A 16,182-nucleotide genomic window follows, 5' to 3' on the forward strand; every position below is an offset into this window, starting at 1 on the left:
GCCATGACGTCAGCAACAACCGGGCCCACGGCAGTGACCATGACGGCGACGGCGAACCACCCTGGTGATGGTTCGCACCGTCGCTGCGCGCTGAGGCTGACGCAATGGAGGAGCGCGCGACGACGGCCAACCCCGGCCCTGCCCGCGTTCGTCCCCCTGTCACCGACATCGCCCAGCACGTCCTTGCACGAGAGCGACATGCACAGCGCTGCGTCGCATCATGAGCCCCAGGGTGCTGCCCGCCTGCCGTTGTTCGCGCTCCTTCCTGCACTCCGGGGATAGAGAACGAGGCGGGATCGGGCGTCGGGCTAGACTCCCCTCGTACGCGGGGGGTGTCGATGACGACTGAGGCAACGACGGGGACGATGACGGTGACGGGTAGCATCACCCGGCCGCCCACTCGGATGCATGCGCTCGATGGATTGCGCGGGCTGGCCGCGGTGGCTGTCGTTATCTGGCACGCACTCATCTCCACCGATCTCGGCCGCTACATTTCGATCCAGCTCGATACGACGACCGCCACCACCGCGGAGTCGGCTGCCCCCTTCTCCTCAGCATGGTGGCTGTGGGATACGCCACTTCGGCTGGCGAGCATGGGAACCAACGCCGTCACGATCTTCTTCGTACTGAGCGGGTTCGTGCTCGTTCTCCCGCTGCTGCGCGGGCGGTCGATGAACCTCTGGAGTTACTACCCGCGCCGCTTCCTGCGATTGTGGATCCCGTCTGCAGCCTCCGTCCTGCTCGCAGCGGCACTCGTGGTCATCACCCTGGGCGTTCCGCGGGGCGGGGAGAGCGCCTGGGTTCGGGCGTCGACGATTGACCGACTCAGCATCGGCGACGTGATCTCCAACCTCTTCCTCATCACCGGCCGAACTTCGCTCAACAACCCACTTTGGTCGCTGCGCTGGGAGCTGTTGTTCTCGCTGCTCCTCCCCCTCGCTTTTCTCCTCGTGTTGCGCATGAAGGGCCATTGCTCGCTGTGGGGCACGGTCCTGCTCTCTGCAGCGCTGAGCGGCCTCGGCGGATGGTTCCTGGTGCCGGCGCTCCAGTTCGGCCCGATGTTCGTGGCCGGAGCCGCGGTGGCGAAGCTGTATCGGACGCGCATCGTGAAGCCCGCTCCGTGGCGCTCCTGGGTCGCAACCGGCACCGGACTCATCATGGTCAGCGTTCCCGACGCAGCGCGCACGTTCGGCGGGCTCGATCTCACCGACCGGCTCTCATTGGCCCTCAGCGCGAGCGTTGTCATCGGAGCGGCACTCCTCGTGTTCGGACTGAGCGTCCCCTCCCGACTCACCACGCTCGTCGGCGTCCCACCGTTGCGATTCCTCGGACGCATCTCGTTCGGGCTCTATCTGGTGCACGTGCCGATCATCGTCGCTGGCGCCCTCCTCTTCCCAGACGCCACCGCCGCGCTGTGGCTGACATTGCCGACGTCGTTCATTGTGGCGTGGCTCTTCACCATCTGGGTGGACGAACCAGCCACTCGTCTTGCGCACCGCGTCGGAACCGCCGCGGCCGCGGCGGTCGCTGCAGCGCCACCACGCACCTGACACGCACGGCACCCGCCGGTCGCTGCAACGCAGACACGCACCTGACACGCGCGGCACCCGGCGGTCGCTGTACGCCGAGCCTCGGAGCTGGCGCTCAGACGAGAGTGAGGGCCTACGGGGTGGCTCCGCATCACCTATGTCGGGACCGGTGACAACGCCCCGGATCGCCGAGCGCACGAGGCAGCAGTCCTGCGGCCTGGCCGATCGTCATCCCGCAGACTCGCCCCACGCTCTTTGCCGTAGAGCGCATATTCGGCCCCTGAGCCCCATCCGGGCTACAAGAAGACACCGGGAAACGAAGAAGAGCGGCGGATGCTGAGCATCCGCCGCTCGATCGCAGTGTTCGATCTCCCGATCTTGGAAGGGATGGGGGCTGGGGAGGCCGAACCATCAATCGGGGCGCACGTCGTGGGGCCGTGCAATGAGGACGCTCGCGAGGGGGGCGCGAGCGGCCTCATCACTGTTCGATCGGCATTGTCAGGGACAAACGCTCTTCGTACCCATAGTCAACAACCCTATGCGGGCGCATGGAAGCAAGAACCGGGAAGACTACCCGCCTGTCCTACCCGCTCCGACCATCATGGGCGGGTCTCGGCAGGGCAGGCAGGCCACAGCAGGAGCGGTCCACACAACGCGAGCTCAAGCAGGACGAGCCTGGGCTGGGCAACCCATGCCAGGAGCGCTCCGCTCAACGCGAGCCCGAGCATGGCGAATCCAGGCAAGACGAGTCCGGACAACGCAGGTCCGGGCTGGTGCGGAATGCGTCCGGGCTGGCAGGTGCGGGCTGGCGCGTCCTGGCTGGTGCGTCCGGGCTGACGGGTTCGGCCTGGCCGGTCCGGGCTGGGTGCGTCCGGGCTGGCGCGTCCGGGCTGACGGGTCCGGCCTGGCCGGTCCGGGCCGGCGGGTCCGCGCTGGTGCGTCCGGGCTACGCGTCCGGGCTACGCGTCCGGGCTGGCGGGCCCGGGCGCGAGTCCGGGCTGGCCGGTCCGGGCTGGCCGGTCCGGCGTGGCGGGGTTCGGCCTGGCCGGTCCGGGCCGGCGGGTTCGGCCTGGCGAGTCCGGGCATGCCGGTCACACAGTCTTGTCGACTCCGATATCCCGCGCCGCCCGCCCACACCCGGTCTCAGCCGGTGTGGGCCGATCGACCGGGTGGGTCAACCACCCCGAGCGCTGCGGCCTCGTCGCGACTTGCGACGCCCAGACGCTTCAGGATGTTGGCAACGTGGAACTTCACCGTGTTGGGAGATATGAACAGCTGACCCGCGATCTGCGCGTTCGTGCGCCCCTGCTGCAGCAATGCCAGCACCTCGCGTTCGCGCTCGGTGAGCTCCACACGTCGCACAGCACCGATCACGGCGCTCCGCTCGGGAAGCACCTCGGCGAGCTGTGGCCGATCGGCCGACCGCGCAAGCTCGCGCAGCGCCTGTACGTCAGCGTCGGGCAGCAGCAGAGCCCAAGCGCTGCGGCCGGTGCCGGGGACCTGCTCCGCCACCCGGGCCAGCTCAGCGAGCGCCGCCGCCTGATTTCCCAGCCGCAGATGCGCGGCAGCGCGCACGACCGCATACAAGCCGGTGGCGCGCACCGAACGCTGCCGCCCGTCCTCCCGCAACGCGGCGGTGACGTCGCCGTCACCCGAGATAAGCGCAGCATGGCTGCGCAGCACGTCCGACAAGTACGGATCAGACCGCAGCCCGGGAGCACGAAGCAGTGGGCTGATGTCACCACCACGCATGGCCTCCGCCAAAGCGAGCAGCGTTGTGCGCCATCCACGATCCGGCCCGGTGAGCGTGCGAGCGGCATCCGGAAGAGCCTGGAGGACGCCGATGGCCGCCTCCGGCCGTCCCAGCGCCAGAAGGGTCGCGGCATGCGCGGTCCCCAGCGGAGAGATGAGCACCGACGCGCTCGTCGACGCCACCGCGTGCATGGTGATGTGCAGCGCCCGCTCGGGATCGATGAGATCCAGCGCCGCCCAGATGCGCGCGGCTTGAACCAGCGCCCACCACGGGTCACGACCGACCGCAGAACCCAGCTCCTGCCGATTCGGATCCAGCGCCGGGCGCGTGAAGGCGGCCACCAGCGACTGATCACCGACGATGGTGCCTACAATCGCGAGACCCCAATCGGCCTGCATCAGAGCAGGCTCGCGGGGGTCGGCCACCTGCGAGCGAACCCACGACCACAGCCGCACGGCATGCAGGTACTGCTCGGAGAACACGTAAACCATGGCGAGATCGCTGGCGGCGACCGCGAACTCGGGCAGTTCCTTCGACCCCACGCCGGGTTCGATCGACAGAATGAGTTCGGCCCCTCGACCCGCGATCCGCAGGGCTGCCTCCTCGTCACCGACGAGGTGCATCGCGAACGCTGCGAAGGAGAGATTGCGGGCCCGCTGCGCGACCGAAGCCGTCTGCTCCGCAAGGAGGCGACGGGCGGCATCCCGCAGGGGGCGCTCAAGCGCATCCACCGACCCCGTGGCCTCGGCCCGCGCGGTCGCCACGGTCAGCAGGATTCCCGGATGCGCAGGATCAGTCAGAGACGCGACTCCCGACTCGGCGGGCACCGCACCGAGTTCCTCATGAAGCTGCAACCCCCGCGTGACGATCTCGCTGATCGCTGTCCGCCGGGCGAGCCGATCGGCGTCTTCCGCGCGACCGTGCCGGATGGCCGTCACGAAGTGAGCGATGAACGAGTCCAGCGACGCATCACGCACGCGCGACTGCGAACGCCACCCCTCGTCGCCCCCCACCATGCCGACCAGACTAGCCGCCGCGGCACCGGCGCGCATCGCTGGTTCCGTGAACGCTCGCCGACCCGAGATGTCGATCGATCACCAGGCGAGACGGCACACTTCGCTCGGCCAGTCACCCCCACCGACCGGGGCCTCGATCGAAGAGCAGACGGCACTGCACGCAGTGCGAAGCCCGTGAACGCTCACCGACCCAGAAACCGGATCAACCGGCAGCCGGTACGGCACGCAGCGCTAAGCCCGTGAACGCTCATCGACCCAGGACCCCCATCGATCAGCAGCCGATATGGCGCGCTTCACTGAGCCGTGAACGCTCAGCGAACCAAGTCTCCGAACGATCATCAGGGCAGTCCGGCACTCATCATCTGTTTCTGTCGACCCGGGTCGACCCAGGACCCCGAACGATCACCCGGCAGTACGGCGCTCGTTGTCGGCCATCGCCTCGCTGTCGGTCACCGAGGCATCTGGCTCGTCGGCCGCTGGGCTGGCCGGATACGTGCGCCGGGAACGAGTGGCCCTGCGTGCGGGATCACTCCGCGGGTTCGCCGGTGAGAATGCCGCGCAGCCAGTCGCGCGCTTCCACGAAGAGCTCGTCCGCATAGCGGTCGGAATAGTGCACCACCTGCCGGTCAGCACGGGGGTACGAGCCGAGGAACACGATCCGTGGGCTGAATCGTCGGACACCCATCAGCGCATCCGCCATCCGCTCGTCCTGCACGTGTCCGTCTGCGTCGATGATGAAGCGGTACCGGCCCATGGTGTCGCCGATCGGACGCGACTGGATCAGGCCGAGGTTGATGCCGCGGGTGGAGAACTGTTCCAGCAGCTCGAGGAGGCTGCCGGGACGGTCGTCGGGAAGCTCGGCGATCACCGTGGTCTTGTCCGCACCGGTCGGTGGCACCGGTGCGACCACACGCGAGACGAGAACGAAGCGTGTGACGGCGTTGGCGTTGTCACCGATGTTGTCGGCCAACACGTCGATGTCGTAGTGCTCGGTGATGTTCGGCGGGGCGATAGCGGCCTCCACCGTCAGCGAACCATCGAGAAGTCCGATCGTGCTCGCCACATTGCTCGCCGCGGGGACGTGCTCGTGGGTCGGCAGACTCTCCTGCAGCCACAGGTGGCTTTGCGCGTAGGCGACAGGATGCGCCGCGATTCGCCTGACGTCGGCGAGTGTCGTTCCCCGCGAGGCGACCAGGACGAAGGACACCGGAACGAGGTACTCCCCCACAATGCGCAGTCCCGGCATGGTCGCGAGCGCGTCCAGGGTCGTCGTGACCCCGCCGTCCACCGAGTTCTCGATCGCGATCATCGCCGCATCGCTACGCCCGCTGGTCACATCCGACAGCGCCTCACCCACGTTGTGCACCGGACGCCAGATCTGCCCGCGCGCCTCCGGCACCTGCGCGAGCGCCGCCTCGGTAAACGTTCCCGCGGGACCGAGATAGCTGTAGGTACGGCGTTCGGCATCCGACGGCAGTGACATGAGTGCCAGCCTAGTTCCTGCCCGAAGTACACCCCGCCAGCGTCCGCGGAAGTGTGGGCGATGAAAGACCTGCGTCCCAACTCACCCAACGTCAGGAACCGAGACGAAGAACACGACCCGGCGTCCGTCCACGCGTGGGAGATTAACGGGCTTCGTCTCTCGTCACGCGATGTCGGGATCCGGGACGAAGAAGACCCCGCCCGCATCCGTGTAGGTGTGGGAGATCAGGCCGTCCTGCTCGTCGAGACGGCGCTGGGTCATGACGAACGTGGCCGGGTCGTTGAAGAAGGCGAGGAACAGCAGACCGGCCCCCGGAGTGTCACCCAGCGGGTAGCTGCGACGGAGCATCAAGGGACGACCGATGTTGCTGGGGTGCGCTCGACGAGCATGCGCGGCCGTGGGTGTGAGGAGGCGTCCGGTTTCTGACTTCGCGAACAGATCGACTTCGGCCATCCCATCGCCGCCGGACAGCGGAGCGCCCGTATCGCGGCGGCGACCGATCGCCTCCTCCTGCTCTGGCACAGGCAGATCGGTGAACGTCGACTCGATGTGCATGCGTCGCACCACGGCGTACGTGTCGCGCCCGTTGCCCGTCCACACACCGCTCTCGAGCAGCTCGGTGGTTCGCGGGTTGATGATTCCGTCGACGAACCCGATCGGCGTGCGGGTGGTGCCGGCCGGCGTGGGCGCATCGCGGGAGCCGTTGTTGCGCCAGAGCACGGTGGCATCGGGGACAGCCGCGAGAATCGCCTTCGTCCGATCCGCCACGGCCGCTGCCGTCTCGGCACAGACCTCGACCAGCAGGTCCCCTGCGGCCAGGAACGGGGCGCGATCGTTGCGGAAAGTGGGTAGCGGATCCGCGTGCGCCACGCGATCGGGCCACACGGTGGTTGCGAGCGCCGGCGCGACCCCGACGAGGACGGTGAGCTCACCCGCGTCAGGGGTGACCTCGTTGGTGGCGGATCGGATCGCATCGATCGCAGCGCTCACGTCCGCGGGCGCTGTCGACGCCAGGGTGAGGACGGCGACCGTGAGGTGACGCGGCGGAACCTCCGGCCAGGTTGCACCCGGGAGGCGATGAGCTTCGGCGAGCGCGGGCTGCTCGGTGGCACTGGCAGTGGGATCCGGCGCGGCAACGGGAGCTGCGCCACCCATCCGGCCGAGGGCGAAACCCGCGGCGCCGGTCACCGCTGCTGCGCCGATACCTGCGAACAACGACCGACGTCCGAACCTTCCGGTCTTGCTCGACGGCGGAGCGACGGTATTACTCGCGTGCGGGGCGGCGCCGGGCGGCTGCGGGACAGCGCCGCCTATCGAGGAGATCGCGTCACCCGACTGCGAGACAGCGCCGCCTATCGAGGAGATCGCGTCACCCGACTGCGGTGCTGTCTCATCCGACTGCGGTGTCGTCTCACCCGACTGCGGGGCGGCGTCATCCGATCCCGGAGTGATGCGGTCGCGCGGTTCCGGGACGTCGCCGGGGTTCGTGGTGGTGCCGCTCATGCGGCGGGGTCTGCGAGGAGATCTGCGGCGGGGACGGTCACCGTGCTGACGTCCGGGAGGTCCACCGAATCGGTGAGCTTTCGCGGCGTCTCATCCACGCTGTCCAGGCCCGGACGCTCCGGGGTGGTCGCCACCTTCGCGAAGCTGATACCCGCCGGGGCAGCCGGCTGGGTCCAGGTGGCGGGGGCGACCCCATCGCTGCAGCCCCCTGCAGCCAGGGCGGCCGGCTCGCTGCGCGCACCAGCCGGAAGCTGGAAGCAGTTCTTCGATCCGGTGTGGTCGGCGCTGGGAGCAAACACCACGGCCAGCGCGGTGTCGTCCCACACGTTGTCGGTGACGTTCGTGCCGGAGGGCGCGAAGTCATCGGAGGAGTTGACCCACACGCCGACGTTGGGGTTGCCGGTGATGACATTCGCGCGCACCACCGCGTCCACTGTGCCGGACAGGCCGACACCGACGCCGAACGCACCCGTCGCCTGCTCGGGGGTCTGGGGCTCGTCGTTGTCGGCGATCACGTTCCCCGCGATCTGGACGCCCTTCGTAGGTCCGTGTGCCTCGAGATAGTTGGAGAGGATCGTGAGGCCGATGCGGTTGCCCGCGATGCGGTTGCCGGTGATGACGACGTTCGACGCATTCGCGAGCTCGATGCCCACCGCGTTGAGGGTGACCACGTTGTCGGAGACCTCGGCGTTGCAGTCCTGACACTGCCCCACATAGATTCCCGAGTCGGAGCCGCCGCTGGCGAGGTTGCCGCGGATCACGCCACCGGTGCGGTTGAACGCGTAGATGCCGTACAGCCCGTTGTTCTGTGCGGTGACGGCCTGCACCAGGTAGCCGGCGACCGGATCGGCGACGTTGCCGGGAAGGTAGCCGTCCGGTCCACGCGCCACACCCGCGCCGTTCTCATCGGTGACCCCGGTGATCAGAACGCCGTTCTGCACGAAGTTGCGCACCGTGAGGTTCTCGACGCTGACGCGGGCGCCGGTCATCACGACGCCGTTGCTGCGCGTGAACTCGCCGTCCAGGATCACGCCGTTGCGGTCGGTGCCGCGCACGGTCACGTCGTCGGCACGCACCTCGAGAGAGGAGTGATAGGTGCCGGGCTCGATCATGATGATGCCGCCGGCAGAGACGCGGCTTCCGGCATCGGCGAGCTCGGCATCACTGGTCACCGTGACGACGTTCTCGCTGCCGGCGGCGCTGGTCGCGGCACCCTCGGGAGCACCCGGCGAGCACGCGGTGATCGCACTCAGCAGAGCGGTGGCCGCGATGATCGACACGGCCCAGCGGACGGGGCTGCGCATGCATATCCTCCTCATGCCCGGGGAGGGCTCGTGGAACGTCAGCCGTGTCGAATCGGCTTCGCTCTACCGTACCGGGTGTTGCTGGGTGCACAGCTGCCGTGACGGGCGGGGCACGGAGGACCTGCGAGGACGTGAGCAATGGTGTGTGATCCGGTGATTGCCATACACACAGGTAATCGAGCATGCGTGTTGGCGCTGTTCGGTGCAGACTGAGGGCATGACTCGCGCAGGACAGCCCGCCGAACCCGCAGACCTCATCGATGTCGATGCGCTGATCGCGGCGTACTACGACCGACGACCCGACCCGAGCGTCGCCGCACAGCGCGTCGCCTTCGGCACCAGCGGTCACCGCGGGTCGTCGTTCTCGACGAGTTTCAACGAAGACCACATCCTCGCCACGACGCAGGCGATCGTCGACTACCGGGTGGCGCAGGGCATCGCCGGCCCGCTGTTCCTCGGTCGCGACACCCACGGCCTCTCCCTGCCTGCCGAACGCACGGCACTCGAGGTGCTCGTCGCGAACGGCGTGGACGTGCGACAGGATTCTCGTGAGTCGTGGGTGCCCACTCCTGCGCTCAGCCACGCGATCCTCACCTACAACCGTGGGCGTGACGCGGCCGATCCAGGACGCGCCGACGGCATCGTGGTGACCCCGTCGCACAACCCGCCCACCGACGGTGGCTTCAAGTACACCCCGCCGCACGGCGGTCCCGCCGACACCGACGCCACCGGGTGGATTGCCGATCGTGCCAACCAGCTCATCGCGGCGGGCCTCGAAGGCGTGAACCGCGTTCGCTTCGCCGACATCGACGGCTCCACGGTGGGCACCTATGACTTCCGCGAGGTGTACGTGCGCGACCTCGCGAACATCCTCGATCTGGATGCGATCCGCGAGTCGGGCGTGCGCATCGGCGCGGACCCGCTCGGCGGCGCATCGGTCGAGTACTGGGCCCTCATCGCCGAGATGCACGACCTGGACATCACGGTGGTCAACCCCGATGTCGACCCGACGTGGCGCTTCATGACGCTGGACTGGGACGAGAAGATCCGCATGGATCCGTCATCCCCGTCGGCCATGGCGTCGCTCGTCGCGAAGCGCGACCAGTTCGACGTGCTGACCGGAAACGACGCAGACTCCGATCGGCATGGCATCGTCACCCCGGATGCGGGTCTGATGAACCCGAACCACTACCTCGCCGTGGCCATCGCCTACCTCTACTCGCACCGCCCCGGCTGGCGCGAGGACGCGGCGATCGGCAAGACCCTGGTGTCGTCGATGATGATCGACCGCGTGGCCGAATCCCTCGGACGCGAGCTGCTGGAGGTCCCGGTGGGCTTCAAGTGGTTCGTGCCGGGTCTGCTGGACGGATCGGTCGCGTTCGGTGGGGAGGAATCGGCCGGTGCGTCGTTCCTGCGCACGGATGGATCGGTGTGGACCACCGACAAGGACGGCATCCTGCTCGCCCTGCTCGCGGCGGAGATCATCGCGGTGATGAAGCGCACGCCCTCGCAGCTGTACGCGGACATCGAGGCGCAGTTCGGCGCATCCTCGTACCAGCGCGTCGACGCTCCGGCGACTCCCGATCAGAAGGCCGCCCTCGGTCGTCTGAGCCCGGATGCCGTTGCGGCTACGAGCCTGGCCGGCGAGGAGATCACCGCCAAGCTGTCTCACGCTCCCGGAAACGGTGCGGCGATCGGCGGACTCAAGGTGCAGACCGAGCACGCGTGGTTCGCCGCGCGTCCGTCCGGCACGGAGGACGTGTACAAGCTGTACGCGGAGTCGCTGCTGGGTGAGGAGCACCTGCGCCAGGTTCAGGATGAGGCGCGCGCGGTGGTCTCGGAGGCGCTCGGCGAATGAGCGCCGGGCGCCATCTGGAGTTCTACGAGTACGAGACGCGACTGGCGGCGTATGCCGTCATCATCGACGATCGCGGCATGCTCCTCAGCTGGTTCAACCATCCCAAACGGGCGGGATGGTCACTGCCCGGCGGCGGGGTCGACTACGACGAGACCGTCGAACAGGGACTGATCCGCGAGATCTACGAGGAGACCGGCTACCACGCCGAGCTCACCGGGCTGCTGACGGTGACGAGCAGCACCTGGCCCGCCGGCGATCGGGGTCGTCCGTTCAAGGCCGTGCGCGTGATCTTCTCGGCACGCGTGGTGGGCGGCGAGCTCGGCACCATCGAGGTGGGCGGCTCCACAGACCACGCGGCTTGGCTTCCGCTGGCGGAGGTGGACACGACGGTTCCGGTGTCGTCCACGGTCCGCGCTGGCCTCGACGCCTGGCGCGCCCGGCGCTGAATTGCTCGGATCAGGCGCAGTCGCGCTGGTCTTGGTCCGGATAAGTGCTCGTCTTATCTGGATCAGTGCGTCAGGAGAATCCAAGCCACCACGATGACGGGAGCGATGACGGCAACCCACAGCATCGCACCCACAGTCCGCTCCGGCAGGGATGCCGACGCCGGATAGCGTCGGGCGGCCTGGGCCGGAGTGAGAGTTTCGGACTCGACCGTCAGCGACACCGGAAGCGCCCGTAGCTGATCGAGCACATGTCCATCACGCGGAGTCACGGCGACCACACGGCCCGCGCGCGTGCGGATCACGAGACGGCGCACCGACTTCGAGGTTCGGGCGGGCAGCACGAGCGATTCGATCACGAGCACGTCTGCGACCTCCGCGAGCGCGATGGTGCGGCGCGGGCGCAGGACGGAGCGGATCACCGGTGCATCGCGCTCGATCGCGGCCTCCCCGAACCGACCGAACAGCGGCACTCCCACCAGCAGCGCGACCGCCGCCAGCAGCGCCATCACGGCGGGCAGGACAGTGATGGCAGGCAGGACCGTGCTGGCGGGCAGGACAGTGACGGCGCGCCGCGAATCGGGCCCGGCGGCAGCCAGCCACAGCCATCCCACGGACGCCAGGAGTGCGATCGCGGCGATCGCCACGAATATGCGACCAACGACAACGGACATGCGCCTACTCAATCACCCACGGAGTCCGAACATCCGCACGCGGGAGCGAGTGGTCGGGTGGGGTCGTCGTGTCCTGCCATCGCCGGTTGGGGTGCGGGTGTTCGTTCGTGTCGCGCGTTGTGACCGGTCGGAGCGAGACGAAGTGCCGCCGCGGGGCGGAACGGTCTCAGAAGCGGGACGCGGCGAAGGCGGCTGCCTCGTGAAGCCAGCGACGCGGATCGGCGAGCGAAGCCTCCGACGAGCCGGCGAGCTCGGTCAGCGAGAACGCCGCGGCGAAGGCAGAGGTGTCGGCATCGGCGGCGATGCGGCCGGCGATGAGGACCGCCGGAGCGTTCGACAACGACGCGACGTGTGCGGGCACCTTCCCGGCCGCGGACTGGGCATCGTACGAGCCCTCACCCGTGATCACGACGTCCGTAGCCGCCGTTGCCGACGGCAGGCCGATCAGCTCGGCGACGGCTGCGGCTCCCGGAATGAGATCGGCGCCCCAGATCTTCAGTGCGAAGCCAGTGCCTCCCGCGGCCCCGGCACCGGGCGCGGTGAGCAACTCGTCATCGCGCCCTGCTGCGGCCAACAACGCCGTCGACCACCGGGACAGGACGTCATCGACCTCGGCGACGCGATCCGCGGGAATGCCCTTCTGCGGGCCGAACACGGCAGCCGCACCACGGGGGCCCAGCAGCGGATTCGTGACATCGGAGAGCACCAGCACGCCGCCATCGGGCGCTGCCCGGAGACCGGACAGATCGACGGACGCCACCGCACCGAGGCCCGAGATCGAGAATGAGCCAGAGGCTGAGGCTGAGGCAGAGGCAGAGGCAGAGCCTGAGCCTGAGGCAGACGGTGGAAGATCCGAAACAGGGGTTTCCGAAACAGGGGTTTCCGAAACAGAGGCTTCCAAAGCAGAGGTTTCCGAACCAGAGACATCCGAAACCGAAGCACCCGAGCCCGAACCGGGCCGGCTCCGGCCCCCGTCCGACAGCGACGGGCCGACGTCACGACCGTCGGCGTCGAGAAGCCGAGCGCCGAGGGCCCGGAGCATGCCCGCGCCGCCGTCCGTGGAGGCGCTGGAGCCGATGCCCAGTACCAGCCGCCGTGCACCGGCATCCAGGGCTGCGGCAATCGCCTGACCGAAGCCGCCCGTGTGCGCCGTGAACGGCGCCCGGGCGGAACCCAACTGCTCGATACCGCAGCAGACGCCGAGCTCGACCACCGCCGTTCCATCCGACAGCAGGGTCCAGGGGGCGTCGTGCTCTCGACCGTCCGCGCCGATGACGCGAACGGTGCGAACCTCGGCGTCGTGCGCCGCGAGGAAGGCCTCCAGTGTGCCCTCGCCCCCGTCTGCCATCGGGCGCAACACGATCTCGTCGTCGGCCCGCACCGACGTCCAGCCCGCCGCGATCGCCCGCGCCGCCTCGGCGGCTGACAGCGAACCCTTCAGGCTATCCGGTGCGACCACCACCCGCAATCGCTCGCCCGTCACGATCGCGCAGGGGTGGAATCGCGCGCCACCACGGTGAGCTCCACCGCGTCGCCGGGACCGGACCAGTCTTCCGTCACCGCCGCGTGGAGCGCCTGATACCCGATCTCGTCGAGGGGAACGCGCACGGTGGTGAGGGCGGGAGTCACATCGGAGCTCGTGGGGATGTCGTCGAACCCGCAGACGGCGATGTCAGCGCCCACGGATCGCCCCGCGTCGCGAATGGCTCGCATTGCGCCGATGGCCACCACGTCGGAGATCCCGAACACCAGGGTGCCCGCCTCGATGCCGTCCTCCAGTGCCTGCGTCATGAGGTCGATGCCGCCCTGGCGGGAGAAGGATCCCCGCAGCACGCGCGGAGCCTCCCCGCCTCCCTCGGTGAATCCAGCCGCGAAACCGGCGACGCGATCGTCGGAGGTGCGCAGGCCCTCGGCGGCGGCCAGCACGATCGCGCGACGATAGCCCAGCGCGCTCATGCGGGAGGCGAGTTCATACGCCCCCGCGTGGTTGTCCACGGCGAGCCAGCGCACGTCGCCGTCGCCGCGACCGAGCGCCACAGCACGCGTTCCGCTCGCGGACAGCGCCGCCAGCTCCCCGCTCAGGCCCGCCGCGTCATGATCGAGATTGCGGGACGCGGCGAGGATGAGACCGCGCGGACGCTGACCACGGAGCGCTCGGATCACGCGGACCTCGCGCGCCGGATCACGCTCGGTGATGGCGATGGTGACCACAAGACCGGCTTCGTCGGCCCCGCGAGCGACGCCGGCCGCGATCTGTCCGAAGTACGGGTCGGCGATGTCGGCCACCAGCAGCGCGACGATGGCGCTCGTGCCGCGTGCTGTGGCCTGAGCCGAGAGGTTCGCGGTGTAGCCGAGCTGATCCGCTGCCGCCTGCACGCGCTCGCGATATGCCTCCGCAACGCGGCGGGTCGACCCGTTCAACACGCGCGATGCCGTGGCCAGGGACACGCCGGCGGCCTGAGCCACATCATGCAGGGTCGCCGCGGCGACGGGCGGGGACGACAGGTCGGGCGCCATCGGGATCTCGCTCACCCCACGGAGTCTACGGCTGCCACCAGGTGCGGGGATACCGTTTTCCGAAAGCTCTCGATCGTCCGTGCCACGACGTTCGCAGGCGCATCATCCCATACGTCCTGGTTGAAGATCTCGACCTCGATGTCGCGGTCGTAGCCGGTGTCGATGACGGCTCGGGTCAGCGAAGCGAAATCGATCACGCCGTCGCCGGGATAGTGACGGCTCAGCAGCACATCAGCGGGCAGCGGCGTACGCCAATCGCACACCTGATACGTGGCGATCCGGCGTTCACGGCCGGCACGCGCGATGGAGTCGAGCACCTGCGGGTCCCACCAGATGTGGAACGTGTCAACCGTGACGCCCACCACCTCGGGATCGAAGTCGTCGGCGATGTCGAGGGCCTCCGCGAGCGTGGTCACCACGCAGCGATCGGACGCGAACATCGGATGCAGCGGCTCGATCGCCAGCGTCACGCCGGCAGCACGCGCGTCCTCTGCCAGAGCCCCGATACCGTCGCGCACCCGTTCGCGAGCGCCGATGAGGTCGCGCGATCCCTCGGGAAGCCCACCCGCGACGAGCACGAGAACGGGCGTGGAACCCGCAGCACCGGCGGCCGCCAGCACGGCCGTCTCCTCGATCGCACGCCGATTGTCCTCGAGCGCCGCCGCACGGTCACCGACGGTGAAGAATCCGGAGCGGCAGTAGGTCGACACACGCAGCCCGGAGTCGGAGATCATCTTCGCTGCCGTGTCGAGCCCCACCTCGGCCACCGGCTCACGCCACGGACCGATCGCCCCGACCCCGGCCTCAGCGGTGACCCGCAGCGCGGTCGCGAGGTCGGCGTATTTGATGGTGCCCTGGTTGATGGACAGGCGAGGATCGGGGGTCTGCGCACTCAGGTTCATGCGTCCACTCCGTTCACCCGCAGCAGCGCGTGCCAGCGCTGAGCGGCCAGTTCCGGACGCTCCAGCGCGCGGGAGGCGTTCGCGAGGCGGACGATCTCCGACAGGTGCGGAAGGCTGCGCGCCGAGTGAAGGCCGCCGACCATCTGGAACGCGCGCTGGTGGCCGTTCAGCCACGACAGGAACGCCACACCGGTCTTATAGAAGAAGGTGGGCGCGGCGAAGACCTGACGGCTGAGTGCCTCCGTGGGCGCCAGGATCTCCAGGTAGCGATCGGGCTCGCCGACATCGAGGGCCTGGATGGCCGCCGACGCCACCGGCGTGAGCGCGGCGAACGCGCCGAGCAGCGCATCGGAGTGCTGGCGCTCTGCTCCCGCGGTGCGCGCAGGTTGCGTGGCGGCCGGGACATCGGTGCCCCCGATCAGGCCGACGTAATTGAAGTCGTCCCCCGTGAACATGCGGACGCCATCCGGCAGCTGCTCGCGCACCGCGACTTCGCTCTCCGCATCGAGCAGGCTCATCTTCACACCGGCCACCTTGTCCGGCGCCTCCGCGATGACCTCCAGCAGCACGCTCGAGGCCTCTCGCCAGTCGGAGGATCCGAAGTAGCCCGCCAGCTGCGGGTCGAACGCGGTGCCCAGCCAGTGCAGGACCACCGGGGTCTGCGCCGCCGCCAGCACCTCGCGGTACACGCGACGATAGTCGTCCGCGGACGAGGCGACGCGGGCGAGATGGCGACTGGCCATCAGCACCGGGCCCGCCCCCTGCTCCTCCGTGAAGGCAAGCTGGGTCTTGTAGGCGTCGATGACGGCGTCCAGAGCGATGTGCTCGTCGTCGATGTGGTCGGTGTTGACGCCCACCACCACCGATCCGCCCTCCTCGCGCGCCACCTCGGCGCTGCGGGCGATGAGCTCGCGCGTGGCAGCCGCATCCAGGCCCATGTTGCGCTGCGCGGTGTCCATCGCGTCGGCGACCCCGAGACCCCAGCCGTACACGTGGCGACGAAACGCGAGCGTCTCATCCCAGTCGATCTCCGCGGGCCGACCCGGAGTGTTGTCACCGGCGGTCTTCGGCACCACGTGGGCTGCCGCGTAGGCGACCCGCGAGCGCAAGGGTGTGGTGGGCCGGGTGTAGCCGGCGTGGTCGTCGAGCGGCACGGTGGACGTCGCGCCGGACGCATCGAGGAGGGTCAGATCGGTCATC

12 protein-coding genes are annotated in these 16,182 nt (G+C 68.9%); 3 read left to right on the forward strand and 9 right to left on the reverse strand.

Annotated features, from left to right (window positions below; genetic code table 11):
* Positions 1–338: 338 nt before the first annotated feature.
* Positions 339–1,550 carry an acyltransferase family protein gene (locus ACI3KU_RS07530; RefSeq protein ID WP_404921690.1) on the forward strand — a complete coding sequence of 404 codons (1,212 nt, stop codon included), beginning with the start codon at positions 339–341 and terminating at the stop codon, positions 1,548–1,550.
* 1,122 nt (positions 1,551–2,672) lie between these two features.
* Here ACI3KU_RS07530 and ACI3KU_RS07535 read toward each other — a convergent pair.
* From ACI3KU_RS07535 to ACI3KU_RS07550, 4 genes are all read right to left on the reverse strand, one after another.
* Complete coding sequence (locus tag ACI3KU_RS07535; RefSeq protein ID WP_404921691.1) at positions 2,673–4,298, reverse strand: LuxR C-terminal-related transcriptional regulator; 1,626 nt, start codon at positions 4,296–4,298, stop codon at positions 2,673–2,675.
* Positions 4,299–4,824: 526 nt separating this feature from the next.
* A complete protein-coding gene (pheA, locus tag ACI3KU_RS07540) occupies positions 4,825–5,781 on the reverse strand; it encodes a prephenate dehydratase (RefSeq protein WP_404921692.1) in 957 nt (318 codons plus the stop codon).
* Positions 5,782–5,943: 162 nt separating this feature from the next.
* Positions 5,944–7,284 carry a Dyp-type peroxidase gene (locus ACI3KU_RS07545; RefSeq protein ID WP_404921693.1) on the reverse strand — a complete coding sequence of 447 codons (1,341 nt, stop codon included), beginning with the start codon at positions 7,282–7,284 and terminating at the stop codon, positions 5,944–5,946.
* On the reverse strand, positions 7,281–8,588 hold the full coding sequence (locus ACI3KU_RS07550; RefSeq protein WP_404921694.1) for a right-handed parallel beta-helix repeat-containing protein: 1,308 nt from the start codon (positions 8,586–8,588) through the stop codon (positions 7,281–7,283). The genes ACI3KU_RS07545 and ACI3KU_RS07550 overlap by 4 nt, the downstream gene beginning before the upstream one ends.
* A 217-nt stretch (positions 8,589–8,805) precedes the next feature.
* On the opposite strand from ACI3KU_RS07550, the gene pgm reads away from it, so the two are divergent.
* Both pgm and ACI3KU_RS07560 read left to right on the forward strand, forming a co-directional pair.
* Positions 8,806–10,446, forward strand: a complete 1,641-nt coding sequence (pgm, locus tag ACI3KU_RS07555; protein ID WP_404921695.1) for a phosphoglucomutase (alpha-D-glucose-1,6-bisphosphate-dependent) — start codon at positions 8,806–8,808, stop codon at positions 10,444–10,446.
* The gene (locus tag ACI3KU_RS07560) at positions 10,443–10,892 is read left to right on the forward strand and encodes an NUDIX hydrolase (RefSeq protein ID WP_404921696.1); all 450 of its coding nucleotides are present in this window, start codon (positions 10,443–10,445) and stop codon (positions 10,890–10,892) included. The genes pgm and ACI3KU_RS07560 overlap by 4 nt, the downstream gene beginning before the upstream one ends.
* A 62-nt stretch (positions 10,893–10,954) precedes the next feature.
* Here the strand turns inward: ACI3KU_RS07560 and ACI3KU_RS07565 are convergent, their stop codons facing one another.
* The 5 genes from ACI3KU_RS07565 to ACI3KU_RS07585 all read right to left on the reverse strand — a co-directional run bounded on the left by ACI3KU_RS07565 (position 10,955) and on the right by ACI3KU_RS07585 (position 16,181).
* Positions 10,955–11,563: a hypothetical protein gene (locus ACI3KU_RS07565; RefSeq protein WP_404921697.1), complete on the reverse strand. Its 609-nt coding sequence runs from the start codon at positions 11,561–11,563 to the stop codon at positions 10,955–10,957.
* 166 nt (positions 11,564–11,729) lie between these two features.
* Positions 11,730–13,046 (reverse strand): glycerate kinase, encoded by a 1,317-nt coding sequence (locus ACI3KU_RS07570; RefSeq protein ID WP_404921698.1) that lies wholly within the window; start codon positions 13,044–13,046, stop codon positions 11,730–11,732.
* On the reverse strand, positions 13,043–14,095 hold the full coding sequence (locus ACI3KU_RS07575) for a LacI family DNA-binding transcriptional regulator (RefSeq protein ID WP_404921699.1): 1,053 nt from the start codon (positions 14,093–14,095) through the stop codon (positions 13,043–13,045). The genes ACI3KU_RS07570 and ACI3KU_RS07575 overlap by 4 nt, the downstream gene beginning before the upstream one ends.
* A complete protein-coding gene (locus ACI3KU_RS07580) occupies positions 14,092–14,982 on the reverse strand; it encodes a sugar phosphate isomerase/epimerase family protein (RefSeq protein WP_404921700.1) in 891 nt (296 codons plus the stop codon). The genes ACI3KU_RS07575 and ACI3KU_RS07580 overlap by 4 nt, the downstream gene beginning before the upstream one ends.
* Positions 14,979–16,181 carry a dihydrodipicolinate synthase family protein gene (locus tag ACI3KU_RS07585; RefSeq protein WP_404921701.1) on the reverse strand — a complete coding sequence of 401 codons (1,203 nt, stop codon included), beginning with the start codon at positions 16,179–16,181 and terminating at the stop codon, positions 14,979–14,981. Before ACI3KU_RS07585 ends, ACI3KU_RS07580 begins: the two co-directional genes overlap by 4 nt.
* Position 16,182 lies beyond the last annotated feature (1 nt).

The sequence above is a fragment of the Microbacterium sp. ZW T5_56 genome (genome assembly GCF_044987425.1).
Classification (GTDB): Bacteria; Actinomycetota; Actinomycetes; order Actinomycetales; family Microbacteriaceae; genus Microbacterium.

Excerpts from the sequence above, each read along its gene's own strand:
- ACI3KU_RS07530 (WP_404921690.1), top strand. The coding sequence starts at position 339 with ATGACGACTGAGGCAACGACGGGGACGATGACGGTGACGGGTAGCATC.
- ACI3KU_RS07535 (WP_404921691.1), bottom strand. The coding sequence starts at position 4,298 with ATGGTGGGGGGCGACGAGGGGTGGCGTTCGCAGTCGCGCGTGCGTGAT.
- pheA (WP_404921692.1), bottom strand. The coding sequence starts at position 5,781 with ATGTCACTGCCGTCGGATGCCGAACGCCGTACCTACAGCTATCTCGGT.
- ACI3KU_RS07545 (WP_404921693.1), bottom strand. The coding sequence starts at position 7,284 with ATGAGCGGCACCACCACGAACCCCGGCGACGTCCCGGAACCGCGCGAC.
- ACI3KU_RS07550 (WP_404921694.1), bottom strand. The coding sequence starts at position 8,588 with ATGCGCAGCCCCGTCCGCTGGGCCGTGTCGATCATCGCGGCCACCGCT.
- pgm (WP_404921695.1), top strand. The coding sequence starts at position 8,806 with ATGACTCGCGCAGGACAGCCCGCCGAACCCGCAGACCTCATCGATGTC.
- ACI3KU_RS07560 (WP_404921696.1), top strand. The coding sequence starts at position 10,443 with ATGAGCGCCGGGCGCCATCTGGAGTTCTACGAGTACGAGACGCGACTG.
- ACI3KU_RS07565 (WP_404921697.1), bottom strand. The coding sequence starts at position 11,563 with ATGTCCGTTGTCGTTGGTCGCATATTCGTGGCGATCGCCGCGATCGCA.
- ACI3KU_RS07580 (WP_404921700.1), bottom strand. The coding sequence starts at position 14,982 with ATGAACCTGAGTGCGCAGACCCCCGATCCTCGCCTGTCCATCAACCAG.
- ACI3KU_RS07585 (WP_404921701.1), bottom strand. The coding sequence starts at position 16,181 with ATGACCGATCTGACCCTCCTCGATGCGTCCGGCGCGACGTCCACCGTG.